The sequence below is a fragment of the Sinimarinibacterium flocculans genome (assembly GCF_003201205.1).
Classification (GTDB): Bacteria; Pseudomonadota; Gammaproteobacteria; order Nevskiales; family Nevskiaceae; genus Solimonas; species Solimonas flocculans.
Genome location: NZ_QICN01000001.1, coordinates 21381 through 40169 on the forward strand (window position 1 = coordinate 21381; position 18789 = coordinate 40169).

General features: G+C 68.7%; 13 protein-coding genes. 1 reads left to right on the forward strand and 12 read right to left on the reverse strand.

The features are described 5' to 3' along the window. Positions 1 to 85: 85 nt before the first annotated feature. From C8D93_RS00090 to C8D93_RS00105, 4 genes are read right to left on the reverse strand one after another with little or no spacing between them, the layout of a single operon-like run. Positions 86 to 3496, reverse strand: a complete 3411-nt coding sequence (locus C8D93_RS00090) for a UvrD-helicase domain-containing protein (RefSeq protein WP_110263146.1) — start codon at positions 3494 to 3496, stop codon at positions 86 to 88. Next, positions 3493 to 6207, reverse strand: coding sequence for a PD-(D/E)XK nuclease family protein (locus C8D93_RS00095; protein ID WP_146216467.1), 2715 nt, complete (start codon positions 6205 to 6207; stop codon positions 3493 to 3495). The genes C8D93_RS00090 and C8D93_RS00095 overlap by 4 nt, the downstream gene beginning before the upstream one ends. A gap of 28 nt (positions 6208 to 6235) precedes the next feature. After that, entirely contained in the window at positions 6236 to 7249 is a 1014-nt protein-coding gene (locus tag C8D93_RS00100; protein ID WP_110263148.1) for a glycosyltransferase family 2 protein, read from the reverse strand. After that, positions 7246 to 7713, reverse strand: coding sequence for a GtrA family protein (locus C8D93_RS00105; protein ID WP_146216468.1), 468 nt, complete (start codon positions 7711 to 7713; stop codon positions 7246 to 7248). Before C8D93_RS00105 ends, C8D93_RS00100 begins: the two co-directional genes overlap by 4 nt. Positions 7714 to 7775: 62 nt before the next feature. Here C8D93_RS00105 and C8D93_RS00110 point away from each other — a divergent pair, with 62 nt between their 5' ends. Then, the gene (locus tag C8D93_RS00110) at positions 7776 to 10868 is read left to right on the forward strand and encodes a phospholipid carrier-dependent glycosyltransferase (RefSeq protein WP_110263150.1); all 3093 of its coding nucleotides are present in this window, start codon (positions 7776 to 7778) and stop codon (positions 10866 to 10868) included. 17 nt (positions 10869 to 10885) lie between these two features. On the opposite strand, the gene C8D93_RS00115 is transcribed toward C8D93_RS00110, so the two are convergent. The 8 genes from C8D93_RS00115 to cutA all read right to left on the reverse strand — a co-directional run bounded on the left by C8D93_RS00115 (position 10886) and on the right by cutA (position 18784). After that, entirely contained in the window at positions 10886 to 12004 is a 1119-nt protein-coding gene (locus tag C8D93_RS00115; RefSeq protein WP_110263151.1) for a hypothetical protein, read from the reverse strand. An 87-nt stretch (positions 12005 to 12091) separates the two neighbouring features. Beyond that, positions 12092 to 13381: an acetyl-CoA C-acetyltransferase gene (locus C8D93_RS00120; RefSeq protein WP_110263152.1), complete on the reverse strand. Its 1290-nt coding sequence runs from the start codon at positions 13379 to 13381 to the stop codon at positions 12092 to 12094. Between the two features lie 196 nt (positions 13382 to 13577). Continuing rightward, entirely contained in the window at positions 13578 to 15422 is a 1845-nt protein-coding gene (gene recQ, locus C8D93_RS00125; protein ID WP_110263153.1) for a DNA helicase RecQ, read from the reverse strand. Between the two features lie 60 nt (positions 15423 to 15482). Continuing rightward, positions 15483 to 16841: an acetyl-CoA carboxylase biotin carboxylase subunit gene (accC, locus tag C8D93_RS00130; RefSeq protein ID WP_110263154.1), complete on the reverse strand. Its 1359-nt coding sequence runs from the start codon at positions 16839 to 16841 to the stop codon at positions 15483 to 15485. 22 nt (positions 16842 to 16863) lie between these two features. Continuing rightward, on the reverse strand, positions 16864 to 17325 hold the full coding sequence (gene accB, locus C8D93_RS00135; RefSeq protein ID WP_110263155.1) for an acetyl-CoA carboxylase biotin carboxyl carrier protein: 462 nt from the start codon (positions 17323 to 17325) through the stop codon (positions 16864 to 16866). A gap of 28 nt (positions 17326 to 17353) precedes the next feature. After that, on the reverse strand, positions 17354 to 17803 hold the full coding sequence (gene aroQ / locus C8D93_RS00140; RefSeq protein ID WP_110263156.1) for a type II 3-dehydroquinate dehydratase: 450 nt from the start codon (positions 17801 to 17803) through the stop codon (positions 17354 to 17356). 129 nt (positions 17804 to 17932) lie between these two features. Beyond that, positions 17933 to 18454, reverse strand: coding sequence for a TlpA family protein disulfide reductase (locus C8D93_RS00145; protein ID WP_110263157.1), 522 nt, complete (start codon positions 18452 to 18454; stop codon positions 17933 to 17935). 18 nt (positions 18455 to 18472) lie between these two features. Beyond that, positions 18473 to 18784 carry a divalent-cation tolerance protein CutA gene (cutA, locus tag C8D93_RS00150; protein WP_110263788.1) on the reverse strand — a complete coding sequence of 104 codons (312 nt, stop codon included), beginning with the start codon at positions 18782 to 18784 and terminating at the stop codon, positions 18473 to 18475. Positions 18785 to 18789 lie beyond the last annotated feature (5 nt).

Consider the following 18789-nt stretch of genomic DNA (forward strand, 5'->3'; position numbering starts at 1 on the left):
CCCTTGCCTCGCTGCGCGGGTGCAGGAGCGTCTTCAGGCGCGCCCTGATGTTTACGCGGCCCAGGGGTCGCGACCGGGAACGCTCCTACGAGGATTCGTCCAGCTCGATCCAGCGCAGCGCCGGATCGTCGATCAGCGGCAGGTACAGGGCAGCGCGCGGCGGGTGCCCCGCATCGTAGTCGCGCATCAGGGCGCAGTAGCCGGCGAGCTGCGCGCGATACCGCGCCAGTTCATTGCGCACGAAGGACGCCGTGTCCGCACCCTCGTGGGTGCTGGTCTTGAAGTCGACGATCCAGCGTGTGCCGTCGTCGACGAAGCTGCGGTCGATCACGCGCCGCTGCAGCACGCCGTCGCGCAGGGTGCTCAGGTCGAGTTCGCTGGCGGCGCCGGCGTGACGGTTGTCGAGCAGCCAGCGACCGCGCGGATCGGCCAGCGTGTTCGTCAGCGCCTGCATCACGCGTTCCGCCGCGGTGCCGCGTCGCGTGGCCGGTACGCCCATGCCGCGCAGCGCCGATTGCAGGACCGCGGCCAGGCTGGCGCAGCGCGCCGGGCTCCAGTGGTCGATGCCCTCTCCGGCAATAACCTGCACCCAGCGGTGGTAAAGCACGCCGACCGCCCGGGCGGTTTCGCCGGCCCAGTCGAAGCGCAGCGGCTCGCCGCTGCTGCCGGCGGCCGCAGCGGGCAGCGGCAGGCCGGCCGGCCGCGTCACGCGGGGCCAGTCGCGCAGGCGCCGCAGCGGCGGTGCCGACAACGCGGCGTCGGGCACCGCAGCGGACGTGCGCTGAACAGGCAGCTCCGCGGCGGCCTCGAAGGCGGCCGATACCGCCGGCCACAGACGTGCCAGCAGGCTGCGGTCGGGAGGTCGTGCCGGTGTGCCGTCGTCGGTGCGGCGGACGTTGCCGAGCAGATGCAGGCATCGGCGCGCCCGCGTCGTCGCCACGTAGAGCAGTCGTGCGTCCTCGTGGCGCTGACGCTCGGCCTCGCGCGCGCGCAGATGATCGTAGCTGTCCTCGCGCGCATCGCCGGTGGCGTGCACCGGCGCCATCAACAGGCGCGGGTGCCCGTCGGCATCGCTGATCTGCATCCATGCCACCGGCGGCGGATCGTCGCTGCGCGTGCCACGGCCGAGCCCCGGCACGATCACCGTGTCGAACTCGAGTCCCTTCGATTTGTGGATCGTCATCACGCTGACGCGCTCGTCGGCCGACGGGTCGGGACTGGCCTTGAGATCGTGCAGCGCGAGGTCGAGGGCGGTGAGATCCTCGAGTACCGCACCCGGTGCCAGCCGCTGCACGGCGTCGAAGTAGCTGGCCGCATCGGCGAGCGCCGTCGGTCCGTCGGCGCAGGCTGCGCCGCCCAATGCGAACCACGTGGATTCGAGCCAGCGCCGCAGCGGCATGCGTCCTTGCCGGGCGTGTGCCGCGACCACGACATCACGCAGGCGCGCGAGTCGGCGCTGACCGTCCTCGCTCATCGCCGCGATGCGCTGTACGTCGTCCATGGCGGTCAGCACGCTGTCCTGCGCCGGCAGGTCCGCGGCAAGCGCGTGTAGATCGGCGAGGGTCAGTCCGCACCAGGGGGCGCGCAGCACCGCAAGCCAGGCAATGCGGTCGTGCGGATGCAACAGTGCGCGCGTGAGCGCATGCAGGTCGGTGATGACCGGCCGCTCGGCGAGGCTCTCGATGTCGACCGCTTGGTAGCCGATGCCCGCATCGCGCAGCGCCGCGGCGATTTCCGTCAGGTGGCCGCGATTGCGCACGAGTATCGCGATGCGTCCGTCGGCGTCGCGTGACTGCGCCTCGCGCAGCAGTTCCACGACGCGCGCGGCTTCCGTGGCGTCGTCGGCATCGATCAGGGCGTGCAGTCGCACCGCAGGCGCTTCGGCGTCCGGATGGACCGCGTCGGCGCGGCTGTGCGTCACCGCGCTGCGATCCCGGTCGTCCTGCGGCGGCAGCACCTGCCGGAACGTTTCGTTGACCCAGTCGACGATGCCGCGCTGCGAGCGGAAGTTGCAGGACAGTGTCAGCGGAGTGAGCGGCAGCAGACCGATGCCGTGCTCGCGGGCGCGCAGGTAGAGGCCGACGTCGGCCTCGCGGAAGCGGTAGATGCTCTGCATCGGATCGCCGACGGCGAACAGCGTGCGGCCGTCGCCGGGCGTCCAGCCGGCCGTGAGCCGTTCGAGCAACTGCCACTGCGTCGTCGAGGTGTCCTGGAACTCGTCGACGAGCAGATGGCGGATGCGGTAGTCGAGGCGCAGCGCCAGATCGCTGGGCGCCTCGGGACCGCCCAGCGCGTGGACCGCCTGCGCCGCGATTTCCGCGAAGTCGGTGGCGCCACGCTCGGCGAACACCAGCCGCAGTTCCGCGGCCGCCAGCAGCATCGTGTCGAGCAGGGCGTCAAGCACCTGCCACTGGGCGTCGGTGTATCCCGGCGACGGCAGTTCGCGCAGCTCCGCCAGCCGCTCGCGCAGGCCGGGTTGCGCGGACAGCGCGGCCAGCAGGGCGAGGTGGGCGTCGCGTGCCGGTCCCAGTTCGGCCTTCTCCGCGTTGGTCTTGCCGGCCGGGAAGCCCTGTACCGCGTTGACGGTCGCACGCCAGCTGCCGTCGGCGGTGAGGACCAGGTCGAGCAGGGCGTGCCAGCGCGGCAGCTCGGCCGGCGCGCAGCCCGGCCACTGGCCGTCGCGCAGGGCATGCAAGGCCAGCTCCGGATTCTTCGCGTAGCGCTGGGACGAGGCATGTGCGGCCGACTGCAGCCAGATCGTCCTGAGCGTCGCCGGGATCGCGCGGTCGGCCTGCTGCAGGGCGTCGACGATCACACCTGTGAGGGCCGCTTCCAGCACCTCGCGCGAGCGACCGGCCTTGCGGTCGCCGGCGACCAGGCGCAGCCACTGGTCGCGTCGACGCAGCAGGTCGACGAGTTGCTGTTCGAGGCGCGCGGTGCGGTTGTCGAAATGACGCAGCACGCGTGCGACCGGCGCCGCCTGCGGCAGCTCGCTGTCGAGCGCGCCCAGCACCGCGCGCGCCGCTTCGCGGTACAGCGGTTCAGCGTTGTCGACGATGTCGATGCCGCCGCCGAGGCGCGACCCCAGCGGCGACTGGCGGACGATCTCGGCGCACAGTGCATCGATCGTGCGGATGCGCAGGCGCTGCGGCGTGTCGTGCAGGCGCCAGCCGCGGGTCTGCGACTGGGCGAGCACGCGCCGCGCCAGCTGCCAGGTGCGTTGCCGGTGCGCGTCCTGCGGCGCTTCGTCCGACTGTGCGGCGCGGATCGCGGCGAACACGCGGTGGCGCATCTCCGCTGCCGCCTTGCGCGTGAAGGTGATCGCGACGACCTCCTCGGGCTCGTCGACCGCGGCCAGCAGCAGCAGCAGGCGCTGGGTCAGCAGTTCGGTTTTTCCCGAGCCCGCCGGCGCCTGGACGATGAAGCTGCGCAGCGGGTCGAGCGCGGCGGCGCGCGCCTCGGCATCGGCGATCGGCGCTGCGGGCGTCTGCGTCATGTCGCCGCCTCGTCGTCGGCGGCCTCGGGGGCCAACTCGCGGATGCGGCACAGCGCATGCAGGCTGCAGTCGCGGCAGGACTGCCGCGGGTGCTTGGGCGTGACGCTGGCCAGGCCGCGCGCGATCTCGTCCGCCAGCGTCTGCAGCTCGCCGCGCCAGCGGCCCATCAGCGCGTCCCAGCCGCTGGCGTCGCGGGTGTCGCGCTCGTCCGTGTAGGCGCGGATCTGCGGGGCCAGGTCCGCATCCGCGCCGATGCCGTCGAGGCCCACGGTGCCGGCACGCAGCCGGGCATAGGCGATGCCATCGATGCCGGACTCGGTCAGCGCGTAGAGCAGCAGCTGCGGCTCCTCGGGCCGCGCGTCGCGCCAGGGCGGCTTGCGACCGACGCCGGTCTTGTAGTCGATGACGAGACGCCGGCCGTCGTCGAGCCGGTCGATGCGATCCGGGCGCAGCCGCAGCTGCAGCGGTCCGAAGCGGCGCAGGTCGTCGTCGGCCGTCGTCGCGGAGTCCGCTTCCTTGCGCCCTTCGAGCCGCTCGACGGTGAACGGCGGGCGTTCGCGTTCCAGCGTCAGCCACTGACGCAGCAGCGTGCCGAGGCGCTCCGCTTCGAGGCGGACGAGCGTCGGTGCGAAGCGTTGCGGAGCACGCGTCGCCATGCGTTGCAGTTCGGTGTCGACGGCGGCACCCAGCGCGCGATCGAGTGCGGCGTCGTCGAGCGATGCCAGCGTGGCGTGATCGCGCCACTGGCGCCACAGGGTCTCGAGTACCCGGTGTGTCACCACGCCGCGGTCGATGGCGTTCGGGCCGTAGCCCGGCTGTTCGAGCGCCTTTGCTCCGAGGCGATGTGTCGCGAAGGCGCGGAAGGGGCAGGTCGCCTGGTCGCCGATCAGGCGCGTGCCGCCGGGGACCGGACGGGCGAGATCCGGGTGCGGTGCATAGTGGTCGGCGAACGTCTCGAACTGTGCCAGTGCGCGCGCCTCGCGCCAGTGGTCGGCGGGCTGTGCCGGTGTTCCGGTCTGCGCGCCGTCGGCCTCCGACTGGATCAGCGGGCTCGGCAGCAGTGGGCGGTCGCCGTCGGTCGCCGGCCAGCAGAAGACGACCTCCGGGGCCGCGCGGCGCCAGGCCTGCGTGCTGCGCTCGGCCCAGGCCAGTTCCTGCGCGGTCGACGCGTGCGGCATGCCGAGGCGTCGCTGCAGCTCGAACGGAATGAACGGATTCGGCCGGCCCGCGGGCGGCCAGTGCTCGTCGTCGAGGCCGAGTACGCGCAGTGCATCGAAGCTCAGCCCGGCCGCCTCGGAAACGCCGAGGACCTGGATGTTCACCGGCGGCGACTGCGGCTGGAACACGCGCTCGCCGGCGAGGCGCGACAGCTGCGCCAGCGCCGCCGATGCCGGCACGGGGCCGAGCACGTCGCCCAGTGCCCCGAAGCTTGCGAGCAGATCGCGCCAGGCTTCGAGCGTCTGGAAATCGGCGCTGTCGAGCGGTCGTGCCCCGGGCCACCCGGCGAGATCGAGCCACTCGGTGAAGCGCTCCGCCCACTGCGCCGGATCGGCGCGGCGCTGGCTTGCCAACGGCGGCAGGCGCGCGATACGGGCATCGCCCCCAAGGGCCTGCAGCGTCGGCAGGTCGATCCGCAGATGCCCCTGTTCGCGCAACAGGCGGTCGCTGTTGGCGCGGGACATCCGGCTGTCGTCGTCGCCCCAGTACGGCGAGCACAGCAGGCTGCCCGCGGCCGGCAGATCGAGTCCGCCGATGCCGGTCTGCAGCAGTTGCAGTGCGCAGCGCACGAGGCCGGTGTCGGACAGCGGCTGGCCGAGGCTGAGGTTGTACGGACGCGATGCCGACGACGAGGCGAGGTCGTCGAGCGACGGACACAACACCTGATCGAAGATGCGCATCAGGTCGGCGCGTCGAGCGCCGAGATCGGGCACGACGATGCCGATGCGCGATCCGGGCTGCGCCAGCGCCCGCTCGCGCGTCCAGTGCGCAGCCGCCAGCAGCTCCTGCTCCGGATTCGACGCGCAGTACCCTTGTGCCGGACGTTCGCTCCCGCCGTCCGCCAGACGCAGGACCGTGCTGCCGCCGTTCTGCAACGATGCGACGAGACGCCGCAGCCATGGCGGTTCCGGATCGAAGCCGGCCAGTACGATGGTGCGCCCGGGCAGGGTCTGGCCCAGCGTGTCGATCTGCCGCAGACGCCACTCGTGCGGATCGTCGCGATCCAGTCGCCGGCAGCGCGCGCGATAGGCCTGCGCCCAGCGGTTGAAGGCCTCGACTTCCGGCGAGCCGACCTGCAGCGGCAGGCTCACGTCGTACTCGACGCACAGCCGCCAGGCCTCCGCCGCGAGGCGCGCGGCCTCGCCTTCCCGCAGCAAGGTGAAATCCTCGCGCGCCTCGGCGACGACCAGACGCCACAGCAGCACACACTCCGCCGTGGACAGCACATCCCGGCCGATGCCCCTTGCAAAGGCCTCCGCCGCCCGGTCGCTCAGCAATGCCTCCAGGCTGCGGATCGGTGGTGTGTCCCATACGCGCCGACCGCGCGCCGCCTGCGCGTGCGCGTAGTCCGCCTGGAGCTGCTGCGCGAGGCGCGGGCTGGCGCAGAGCACGGTGGGCCGGTCCGACGCGCCGTCGAGGCGCTCGCCCAGCCCGTCCCGCTCGATGAGGCCTATGCCGTCCAGCGGCGAAGCTGCGCGAGGGTCTACAGACATGGCGCCAGTATCGCGCGCCACGACGCCTTCAGTCGTCGTGGGCGTCGCGGTGGGCGATAGCGGGCTGGCCGGTATCGATGACCGTCTCGATGATGAATCGCGGCCTCGCCTTGACTTCGGAGTACAGCTTGCCGATGTACTCGCCCATCACACCAAGACACAGAAGCTGAATGCCGCCGAGCAGGTACATCGGCAGCGCCGTCGATGCCCAGCCCGGCACTGCGCGGTCGGTGAGCAGGGCGACGTAAAGAATCCAGACGCTGCAGGCAAGGGCGAAAACGAAGACCGTGAATCCCAGGGCCGTGATCATCCTCAACGGAAAGTTCGAGAATGAGGTGACGCCGTCGAACGCGAAGCTGAGCATCCGCCGCAGGGGGTACTTGGACTCGCCGGCATGCCGCTCGCCCCGGTCGTAGTAAACCGTGGCCGTCGGGAAGCCGAGCAGCGGAATGATGCCGCGCAGAAACAGGTTGACCTCACGGAAGGCCTTGAGTGCCTCGAGCGCACGGCGGCTCAGCAGGCGATAGTCCGCGTGATCGTTGATCAGCCGAACGCCCAAGGCGCGCATGATCCGGTAGAAACCGCGCGCGCTGCTGCGTTTGAACACACTGTCCATGTCTCGGCGGCGTCGCACGCCGTAGACGATGTCGGCGCCGTCCAGATACCGGTCGACCATCTCGAAGATGGCATTGACATCGTCCTGCAGGTCGGCGTCCAGCGAGATCGCCGCGTCGCCCCGGGCGGTGAACAACCCCGCGAGCAGCGCATGCTGGTGGCCGTGGTTGCGGGCCAGCTTGATTCCGGCGACCCAGGTCTGCGCGCGACAGGCCTCGTCGATGAGCGCCCAGGTCCGGTCTCTGCTGCCGTCGTCGACGAAATAGATGCGACTGTCGTCGCGGATCTTGCCGTCGGCATGCAGCCGGCTCATGACCGCACAGAGGCGGGCGATGGTTTCACCGAGTACGGCTTCTTCGTTGTAGCACGGCACGACCAGGGCCAGGCACAACGGGGCCTCGCGCCGGTGGGCGTCGCGCGCAGTCATCTCCCGGACGGCTGGTGGAACGTCCACAGATAGCTCCCAAGATAGTTCCAGAGCAGCACGACCGCCGTCGCAAGGATCTGGACCACCAGATAATGCCCGTTCATCATCGTCGTGCCAACGTACATGATCAGCGTATTGATGATCAGCCCGGCTCCCGAGACCGCAGCGAACCGCGGCAGGGCGACGCGGTGGCGTTGCGTGCTGCGGAAGGTCAGCCTGCGGTTCAGGGCGTAGTTCGCGATCGCGCTGAGTCCGTAGGCCACGACGGAGGCGGGGACGGGTGTCATCCCCAGCCCCTCGACGCCGACGAGCAGCAGCGCATACATGAGTGCGGTCGCGAAGCCACCGACTATCACGAAGCGCGTGAAGCGCGCCACCTGTGCTCTCAGGTTCGGGGCGGAAAACTGGACCATATCCGGCGATTGCCCATCTCGATTCTCGAATCCGGCCGCGGCAGCGCTCACGGCCCCCACGCCGGCAGCTTAGAATTCCGCGGCGATCAACAACACCAGAAGATCAGGGACTCTTGAACACTGCTGCCTTCGTCTGCCTCTACGGGCTGTTCTTTGTCCTGGTCGCGGGCTACCTGATACGTGAGGACGACGGGAGAGTTGCCGCTACCCGCGACATCGCGGCGCAGCGCAGCCTCGTCCTGTGCTGGCTGGCGGTGGGTGTGCTCCTGCGTTTGCCGCTCCTCTGGGACACCGGTTTTCACTACGACACCGGTACCTACAAGGCCTGGGCACTCGAGGCGTCGAATCCCGACAATCCCCTGAATCTCTACCGCGAAGGTTACTTCGCGGATTATCCCCCTTTCTACATGTACGTGCTCGGTGCGCTCGGTGCCGTGGCGCGGGTGCTCGATTGGGGAAGCTCGACGCATTTCACCGCGCTGATCAAAGTTCCGGCGCTGCTCTGTGACGCCGCCGCGTCGCTGCTGCTGCTCCGGCATCTGCGTCGTGAGCTGGGCGAGGGCCGTGCCTGGGGGCTGGCGAGCCTGTACTGGCTCAACCCCGCGTTGATCTTCACGGGCGCGCTCTGGGGGCAGACCGAGGCCTTGCTCTGCCTGTTGATCGTCGGAGGATGGCTCGCGTGGCGCGGCGGCAGAATCGTTCCGGCCGCAGCGCTGTTCGCGATCGCCGTCGCGTTCAAGCCGCAAGGGGCGCTCTACGCCGGCATCTTCGGTATCGCCGTGATCATCGGACGCTCCCCGCGGACGATCGCGACAGCGGCGCTTACCGGCCTTGTCGTCTATGCGCTGATCGTCGCACGCTTTGCGTGGAGCCGGCCGTGGGACTGGTTGCCGAACCTCTATTTCGACACCGCCTCGACCTACGATTTCATCACCGTCAATGCCTACAACCTGTGGGCGCTGATGGGATGGAACTGGCAGAAGGACGTGGGGGTGGCGTTCGGTCTCAAGATGCAGACCTGGGCGCTCATCGACGCGACCGGCGCGATCGTCGCGGTCGCGGTCTGGCTCGGCCTGCGACTGCGCCGCACCGTCGACCCGGCCGAGCGTGGGACGCTCATCGCATGGGCGTTCGCGCTGGCGACGATCGCGTTCTTCATGCTCGCGCCGCGCATGCATGAGCGCTACATCCTCATGCTGCTGCCCATGTTGTTGCTCGTTGCGCCGGCACGTATCCGGCTGCCCTTATTCGTTCTATGGACCTGCGCAGCCCTCGCCAACATCGCCTACGTCTACTACTACTACATCGATCTGAACACGATCGCGCCCCACGACACGTCGTTCATCCGTGTCAGCTCGGCGGCGAATGTGGCGCTGTCGGTGCTGACGGTGCTGTGGTGGCAGTTGCCGGACTGGCCCCAGCGAGCGCTGAGCCGGCTGCCCCAACTGCGTTTCGCAAGGTCGGCGGCCCCGGTATCTCCGAGGCCCGCTCTTTCGACGTGGGGCCTGCAGCACAGCGCGATTGTGCTGGGCTTTGTGATAGCAGCTACGGCGATCGGCCTGTACCGCGTAGGCGTCAGCGACTATCCGCAGACCGGAGTGGCGACGGCAGAGGGGTTCACGCTCGAGTTCGAGTACGAAGAGCCGGTCGTCGCGCGGTATGCGCTGGTCTATGCCGGCGAGAAGGCCATCGGTGACAACGTCGTCAAGATGCAGCTCGAGCGCTACGAGGGCCAGGACTGGGTACCGCTCTTCGCCGAGCGCGAGATGCCGGACTTTTACCGTCTCTACGAGGTTACGCTCGAAAACGTCGGGCCGAGTACGCGCTATCGTTGGCGCGCATCGGGTGAGCAATGGCGCATCAACGAGCTGGGCCTGCTCGACGCGTCCGGCACGCCGCTGCAGCCGGATGCGCTGCTTGCGCGCGACAGCGAGGCCGCCGATTACGCGAACTTGGTCGACGAACCTCATACGTGGATTCGCGGGCGCGGATTCCTCGTCAGTACGTACTTCGACGAGATCTACCATGGGCGTACCGGCTACGAGTTCCTGCATCGGCAGCCGATCTATGAAACCACCCATCCGCCGCTCGGGAAATGGTTCATCTCGTGGGGCATCGATGTCTTCGGCATGACCCCCTTCGGTTGGCGCTTCTCGGGCGTGATCGCGTCCGCGCTCACGGTTGGCGTGCTCGCCTGGGGCGGCTGGCTGTTTGCCGGCAATCTGACCGCGATGTTGCTTGTCGGGGGGCTCGGTCTGTTCGAATTCTCGCGCTTCACGATCGGACGCTATGCCACGATCGACAGCTATCTCGGGCTGTTCACGCTCCTGTGCGTGCTCTTCCTGTGGCGGCAGTTCGGGTTGCGGCAGCACGCGGACTGGCGCGACGGGTGGCGTCTGAGCCCGGATCTGATTGCAGCGGGCGCCGCCCTGGGCGCGGCGATCGCCGTGAAATGGAGCGCGCTGTACGGCGGGGTGGGCGCATTCATGTTCTTCGCGATCGGAGCCGGCAGTGGATTCCGGCGCGACGGCGTGCAGCGCTGGAGCAGGCTCTGGCCGCGAATGACCGGCGCCGCGGTCGCGTTCGGGGCCGTGCCGCTGCTGATCTACTGGTTCAGCTATCTGCCCTTCCTGCGCAGCCTGCAGGACGCGCCCTCACTGCTGAGCCTCGACGGCCTTCGCGAAATACTCAAATCGCAGCGCGATATCTTCGACTACCACGCCAAGCTGACCAGCACGCACCCGTTCCAGTCGCCCTTCTGGACATGGCCGATCAACCTCAAGCCGCTGTGGATCTTCACGGGAGAAGGCTCGCCGCGGACAGCGATCTCGATTCTCGGTAATCCGCTGATCTGGTGGGGGGGGCTCGGTGTGATGCTCGTGGCGATCTGGCAGAACCTGCGGCGACCGCGCGCCGACGAACTCATTCTGTTCGGTGCGATCGCCAGCTTGTATCTGCCGTGGGCCCTGGTCGATCGTGCGGCCTTCAACTATCACTACTATCCGGCTGCCCTGGTGCTCATCGTGCTGCTGGGCAAGCGTCTGATCGAGTGGTCGCAATGGCCGAGGCTGAAAGAGCTGCCCTGGATCGCGGTCGCCCTGGCCGGCGGCCTCTTCGTCTGGTTCTATCCGACCATTTCCGGTCACCCGGCCCCCGACCAGTGGTTCCGGTCGCTGCGCTGGTTGCCGACGTGGTGGATGCTGTAGGACGGACGCTGCCGCCGTCAGAATCCCCACCGGCCCATCGAAAACTGAAAGCTGAACAACGCGAGCAGCAAGGTGCTGCCTACGCAGAACGCCATCCATTGCATTGGCGTGCGAAAGCCCTGGGCCAGCAGGATCATCATTGGAAAAAGGGTCAGGCAGTAGCGCGGCACGCTTTGCATGAAGTTTGTGGACAGGAACAGCAGCGTGTTGAGTGCCATCCACGCCGCATACGCCGGGCGTAGCCTGAACGCGCTGATCAGCGTCATGACGATGGCCAGCGCAGCGAACGACACCTCCTGGACACCGAGCATGTAGCGATTCGTCGGCGGATCGCCGCGCAGGACCCAGCCCCAGGCGCCCTGCAAGCCGTCCCAGGGAGGTGCGAGCCGCTTGTGCCAATGCCCGCGCTGGACTTCGAGAAAGTGCAGCGGATCGCCGAATACGGCGTGATTGACCCCCAGGTAGATCAGGACACCGGTGGGGACGAGCAGGATCGGCCAGGCTTGATACAGGGCGAGACGGTTCTCGCGCCATTGCCGCCACGCCTCACACGCGAGCAGTGCGGTGAGCAGGGCGCCGTTGACGCGCGTGAGCGCGGCGAACAGGCCGAGCAGCCCGGCCGTCTTCCAGTGCCCGCTCCGGGCCGCCAGAGCGCTGCCGACGACGAGCGCCAGAAACAGGCTCTCGGTATAGGCGATGTGCAGAAAATAGCTCGTCGGAAAAACGAACAGCAGCGCGACGGCCCGCTGGGCGAGATCGGCGCCGTAATCGAGCGCGACGAGGCGGTACAGCGCAAGCGCGAGCGCCAGAGATGCGAGGGTCGAGACCAGCAATGCAGCGATGTAGTGGTCCACGACCAGCCACGCCATCGCTCGCACCAGCCACGGATACATCGGAAAAAAAACGATGAACAGGCGCGCCTCACCTTCGGCGACATAGCCCTTGGCGGCGATCTGCAGGTAGTGCGGTGTATCCCACCGGCGCCAATAGTCGAGCAGCTCGAAAAGACTCCCCGCCGACTGGTTCTCGATGACGGCATGGGCGAGGCCGGCGTAGAGCAGCAGCAAAACCTTTACCGCGAGCACGAAGGCCAGCAAGCCGCTTTCCTGGGGACTCAGGGACAGGCGCTTGAGCATGGGGAGAACGGTCGGGCGAGATCGCCCGATGCTAGCGGAAATCTGCGGCGGGACGCGCGCGGTTCGGCGCGTCCCGCCGAATGTCGGCTACGCGCTCTCGACGATCGCCGTCACGCCCAGGCCGCCGGCGGCGCAGATCGAGATCAGGCCGCGACCGCCGCCGTTCTCGTGGATGATCTTGGCCAGCGTGGCGAGGATGCGACCGCCAGTGGCGGCGAACGGGTGGCCGGCGGCGAGGCTGCCGCCCTTGACGTTCATCTTGCTGCGGTCGATCGAACCCAGCGGCTTGTCGAGCCCCAGGCGCTGCTGGCAGAACACCGGATCTTCCCAGGCCTTGAGCGTGCACAGCACCTGCGCGGCAAAGGCTTCATGGATCTCGTAGAAGTCGAAGTCCTGCAGCGTCAGGCCGGCGCGCGCGAGCAGGCGCGGCACGGCGTAGGCCGGCGCCATGAGCAGGCCTTCCTTCTGCGCGCCGGCGAAATCGACGCCGGCCGTCTCGGCGTGGGCTAGGTAGGCTAGCGGCTTGAGACCGCGCGAGGTCGCCCAGTCGTCGGAGGCCAGCAGCACCGCCGAGGCGCCGTCGGTCAGCGGCGTGGAGTTGGCGGCCGTCAGCGTGCCGTGGCCGGACTTGCGGTCGAACACCGGCTGCAGTGTCGCCAGCTTCTCCAGCGAGATGTCCGGGCGCAGGTTGTTGTCGCGCGACAGGCCGGAGAACGGCACGACGAGGTCGTCGTAGAAGCCGGCTTCCCAAGCCGCCGCGGCCTTGTTGTGCGACTCGTAGGCGAGCAGGTCTTGGTCCTCGCGGCGGATCTTCCACTCCTTGGCCATGACCTCGCAGTGCTGGCCCATGCTCATCTTGGTGCGCGGCTCGCCGTTGGTCGGGATCGCCGGAGCCAGCATCGACGGGCGGAACTTGGCCAGTGCCTTGAGGCGCTGCCCGCCGGTCTTGGCGCGGTTTACTTCTAGCAGGATCTTGCGCAGCTTCTCGCCGACGGCGATCGGCGCATCGGACGTCGTGTCCACGCCGCCGCCGATGCCGGACTCGATCTGTCCGAGCGCGATCTTGTTGGCCACGCCGATCGCGGCCTGCAGGCCGGTGCCGCAGGCCATCTGCACGTCGCAGGCCGGCGTCGCCGCCGACAGGCCCGACGAGAGCACCGACTCGCGGCACAGGTTGAAGTCGCGCGAGTGCTTGAGCACCGCGCCGGCCTGGGCCTCGCCGAGCGTCTCGCCGTGCAGCTGGAACTTGTCGACCACGCCCTTGAACGCGGCGGTCAGCATGTCCTGGTTGGACTTGGTCGAGTACGCGGTGTTGGAGCGAGCGAACGGGATGCGCGCGCCGCCCAGAATCGCCACCTTGCGGCCATGGGGTTTCATCGGATGCTCCTGATGCGGGGAAATGGACCGTCGCAGATTATCCGCCGAAGCCCGTTGCCGGCCTATTGCCGTCGCGCCAGCGGGCGCCGCGCAGCCCGTCAGTGCGGCACGGGCCCCGTAGGAGCGCCTTCGGGCGCGATTCTTCTTTTACGTAGCGCCCCGGATCGCGCCTGAAGGCGCTCCTGCAACCGGCGTGTCAGGCGCCGTGCTCGAGGATCGCCATCGTGAACGCCTCGCCGTACTGCGCCAGCTTGCGGTCGCCGACGCCGGGGATGCGGGCAAAGGCGTCGAGCGTCGTCGGTCGCAGCTCGGCCATCGCCCGCAGCGAGGCGTCGGTGAAGACCACGTACGGCGGCACACCGGCCTCGGTGGCGAGTTGCTTGCGCAAGGCGCGCAAGGCTTCGAACAGCGCTTCGTCGGCCGGCGTGACCGCGGCAGCGGCGTCGCTGCGGCGGCCCTTGCGTCCCGCAGCCGGTCGCGGCGACGTCTCGGCGACCTCGACGCGGCGTTCGCCGCGCAGCACGCTGCGGCTGTCCGCATTCAGGCGCAGCACCGGGTAGCCGTCCTGGGTCTCGTCGACCAGTCCCTCGTGCAGCAGGGTGCGCAGCACCGCGCGCCATTCGTCCTGCGACAGGTCGCGGCCGATGCCGTAGGTCGACAGGTCCGTGTGACCGTTGCGGCGGATCTTCTCGGTGTCGGCGCCGCGCAGGATGTCGATGACGGTGCTGCCGCCGAAACGCTGGTTGCGCTGTGCGAGGCGCGCGATGCACGACAGCAGCTGCTGCGCCGCGACCGTGCGGTCGACGCGGTTGCGGGGTTCGACACAGTTGTCGCAGGCGCCGCAGGGCGGGGTGAAGGTCTCGCCGAAGTAGCGCAGCTGGATGCTGCGCCGGCAGGCGCTGGATTCCGCGTAGTCGAGCACTTGGCGCAGCTGCTGGCGTGCGAGCCGCTGCTCGTCCTCGAGCGCTTCGCCGGTCTGCGGGTCGACCTTCTGCTGGATCAGGAACTCTGCGGTGCGGATGTCGCCGGCGCCGAAGTAGAGCGTGCACCGCGCGGCTTCGCCGTCGCGGCCGGCCCTTCCGGCTTCCTGGTAGTAGCCCTCGATCGTGCGCGGCAGGTCGAAGTGGACCACCCAGCGTACGTCCGGCTTGTTGATGCCCATGCCGAAGGCGATGGTCGCGACCATCACCTGCACGTCGTCGCGGATGTAGCGGTCCTGGTGCTCGCGGCGCATGTCGGCGTCGAGGCCCGCGTGGTAGGGCAGGGCATCAACGCCGTCGTCGCGCAGCTTGACGGCGAGTTCCTCGACGCGCTTGCGCGACAGGCAGTAGACGATGCCCGAGCCGCCGCTGCGCGCCTGTTCGAGCAGCTCGCGATAGCTGTGGCGGTCCTTGTGGCGCACCGCGTAGTAGAGATTCGGCCGGTTGAAGCTGGCGACGTGGACCGCGGCTTCGCGCAGGGTGAGTTGCGCGACGATGTCGCGGCGCACGCGTTCGGTGGCGGTCGCGGTGAACGCCCAGCACGGCAGACCGCCGAAGCGCTCGCGCACCGTGGCGAGCTGGCGGTATTCGGGGCGGAAGTCATGTCCCCATTCCGAGACGCAGTGCGCCTCGTCGACGACCAGCGCCGACAGCCCGACGCGTTCGGCGAGGGTCGCGAGAAAACCGCCGAGAAAGTCGGCGAGTAGCAGGCGCTCGGGGGCGACGTACAGCAGTGTGGTCTTTCCATCGAGCAGGGCCTGCTGGCGTCGCGCCGTCTCGCCGGCATCGAGCGTGGAGTTGAGGAAGGTCGCGGCAATGCCCATGCCGTCGAGCAGCCGCACCTGATCCTGCATCAGCGCGATCAGCGGCGACACGACCAGCGTGACGCCCTCGCGCAGCAGTGCCGGCAGCTGGAAGCACAGCGACTTGCCACCGCCGGTCGGCATGATCGCGAGCAGGTCGCGGCCGGCCAGCGCATCGCGCACGACGGCTTCCTGCCCGGGGCGGAACGCGTCGAAGCCGAAGCGGTGCTTGAGTGTGTCGTGGACGGGATCGGCCATATCGTCATCCCCTCCCGATCCTGCTGACCACCCTCTCCCGCGAGGGGAGAGGGAACACCCTCACTCCTCCGCCCACTTCTGCAGCATCTTTTCCAGGTAGTGGATGTGATGTGTGCCGGCGCCGAAGACTTCGTCGGCCATGATCCGGCGCTGCAGCTCGATGTTGGTGTGGATGCCCTCGATCACCATTTCCGCGAGCGCCTGGCGCATGCGTGCGATGGCGATCTCGCGCGTCGCGCCCCAGGCGATGAGCTTGCCGATCATCGAGTCGTAGTGCGGCGGCACCTTGTAGCCGGCGTAGCAATGCGAATCGAGACGGATGCCGGGGCCGCCCGGCGCGTGGTACTTGCGGATCTCGCCGGGCGAGGGCACGAAGGTCCGCGGGTTCTCGGCGTTGATGCGGCACTCGATCGCATGTCCGCGGAACTGGATGTCGTCCTGCGTCAGCCGCAGCGGCTGGCCGTCGGCGATGCGGATCATCTCGCCGATCAAGTCGACGCTGGTGACCATCTCGGTCACCGGGTGCTCGACCTGGATGCGGGTGTTCATCTCGATGAAGTAGAACTGCCCGTTCTCGTAGAGAAACTCGAAGGTGCCGGCGCCGCGGTAGCCGATGCGCTTGCAGGCCTCGACGCAGAGCGCGCCGATCTGCGCGCGCTGCTCGGCGGTGACGCCGGGGGCCAGAGACTCCTCGACGACCTTCTGGTTGCGCCGCTGCATCGAGCAGTCGCGCTCGCCGAGGTGGATCGCATTGCCTTGGCCGTCGGCGAGCACCTGGATCTCCACGTGCCGTGGGGTTTCCAGGTACTTCTCCATGAACACCGAGCCGTCGCGGAACGCCGCGAGCGCCTCGCTGCGCGCGAGCTGGATCTTGTTGATCAGCTCGCCGGGTTCGCGCACGACGTGCATACCGCGGCCGCCGCCACCGGCCGCGGCCTTGATCAGTACCGGATAGCCGACCTGCGTGGCGGTATCGACGCAGACCTGCTCGTCGTCCGGCAGCACCCCCTCGGAGCCGGGGACGCAGGGCACGCCGGCGGCGATCATCTCGGCCTTCGCGTTGGTCTTGGACCCCATCAGCCGGATCGTCTCCGGATTGGGCCCGATGAAGATGAAGCCCGAGCGCTCCACCGATTCGGCGAAATCCGCGTTCTCCGACAAAAAGCCGTAACCCGGATGGATCGCGTCGGCCTGCGTCACCTCCGCAGCGGAGATGATCGCCGCCATGTTCAGGTAGCTGCGTCCGGCCTGCGGCGGGCCGATGCAGACGGCCTCGTCGGCGAAGGCGACATGCTTCTGCTCGCGGTCGGCCGTGGAATAGACCGCGACGGTCTTGATGCCCAGCTCGCGGCAGCTGCGCAGGATGCGCAGCGCGATCTCGCCGCGGTTGGCGATGAGGACTTTCTTGATCTGTTTCATCGTTCGCAGGCAGGTCGCCGCGTCACTCGATCACGAACAGCGGCTGGTCGAACTCCACCGGACTTTCGTTATCGACGAGGATCTCGACGACGACACCGGCCTTGTCCGACTCGATCTGGTTGAGCATCTTCATCGCCTCGATGATGCACAGCACCTGTCCGGACTTGACCGTCTGGCCGACCTCGACGAAGGCCTTCGCGCCGGGCGACGGCGCGCGATAGAAGGTGCCGACCATCGGTGCGCGCACGACGTGGCGGGTGTCGGGCTTCGACGCCTCCGCGGCCTTGGGCGCGGCGGCAGCCGGGGCCGCCGCCGGGGGCGGCGCAACGGCAGCCGGTGGCGGCGCGTACTGCACCGGCGGCATCGCGACCGGCGCGGACTGGCGGCTGATGCGGACCGACTCCTCGCCCTCGCGCACTTCCAGTTCCGAGATGCCGCTCTGTTCGACGAGTTCGATCAGCGTCTTGATCTTGCGAAGATCCATGGTGTCCCTTGCGAGTGCGGTGGGGGCGTCAGCCTGCGGCCGGCGCCAGTCTTTCGTGAGCGGCCAGCAGCGCCAGCCGGTACCCCAGGGGGCCGCAGCCGACGATGACGCCGGCTGCGATGTCGGAGAAGTACGAGTGCCGGCGGAACGCCTCGCGGGCGTGGACGTTCGACAGGTGTACCTCGATGAACGGGATGGCCGTGCCCAGCAAGGCATCGCGCAGGGCGACGCTGGTGTGCGTATACGCGCCGGGATTGAGCAGGATGAAGGCGACCTCTTCGGTGCGCGCCTGCTGCACGCGGTCGACCAGCTCGCCTTCGTGGTTGCTCTGGAAACAGGCGAGGTCGTGGCCGAGCGTGCGGGCCTGCTCGCACAGGGCCTGCTCGATCTCGGGCAGCGTCCGACTGCCGTAGACGGCCGGCTCGCGGGTCCCGAGCAGATTCAGGTTGGGACCGTTGATGAGCAGCAGGTGGCTCAAGCAGGCGCTCGGCAGGGGGTTTCCCTCATTCTGCCCGACGCGTCCGAAAGAACACAAGATGCGTGCAGTTGACTGCAGATCAGGGCAAGTTTTGTCGGATTGCTCGCACAGCGGAGGGAGCGATACCGTTCAGGCGCCCAGGTGGGAGGTAATCAGGGTTTCCAGCGCGGCGCGTGACAGGCCGCCGAGCACGACCTCGGCGATGCGTCCCTCGGGATCGACCAGGACCGTGTAGGGCAGGGCGCCGCGGGTGTTGCCGAGGGCCTGCATCGCCTGGTCCGCGGCCGCGAAATCCGCCATCACCGGGTAGTTGAGACGGAAGCGCTGCACGATGGGCGCGACCGCCGCGGCGTCGTCCAGCGCCGGACCGAGAATGCGCAGGCCACGCGCGGCGTAGCGGGCCTGCGCTTCGACCAGCAGCGGCAGCTCGTCCATGCATGGGGCGCACCACGACGCCCAGAAGTTGATCAGAACCCACTGGCCGCGCATGGCTTCGAGACGGTGCTCGCGCTGCTGGGCGTCGACGAAGACCAGATTCGGCGCGGGCTGACCGATCAGCGGGGAGGAGCCGGGGCCGAGCAGGCGGTAAGCCAGGTAACCGGCGCTGCCGGCACACAGGGCCAGCAAAAGGACGAGCAGGGTCTGTCGCATGAAGGTCGGGATGGGCTGTCAGGTCGTCGAGCGCACGACCCAGTCGAGATAGGCCGCGTGGCCGCGGTCCAGGTCGACCGCGACGATCTCCGGAAGTTCGTAGGGATGCCGGGCCAGCACCGCATCGCGGAGCGCGTCGAAGCGGTCCGCGCGATGCTTGATCAGGAGCAGGGCCTCGTCGTCGCGGCACACCGCGCCCTGCCAGCGATAGACCGAGCGGATCTGAGGGACGATGTTGACGCAGGCGGCGACGCCGGCCTCGACCAACGCCGACGCCAGCGCATCGGCGCTGTCGGGGGGGCAGATGACCAGGGCGAGGGCAACCGTCATGGCCG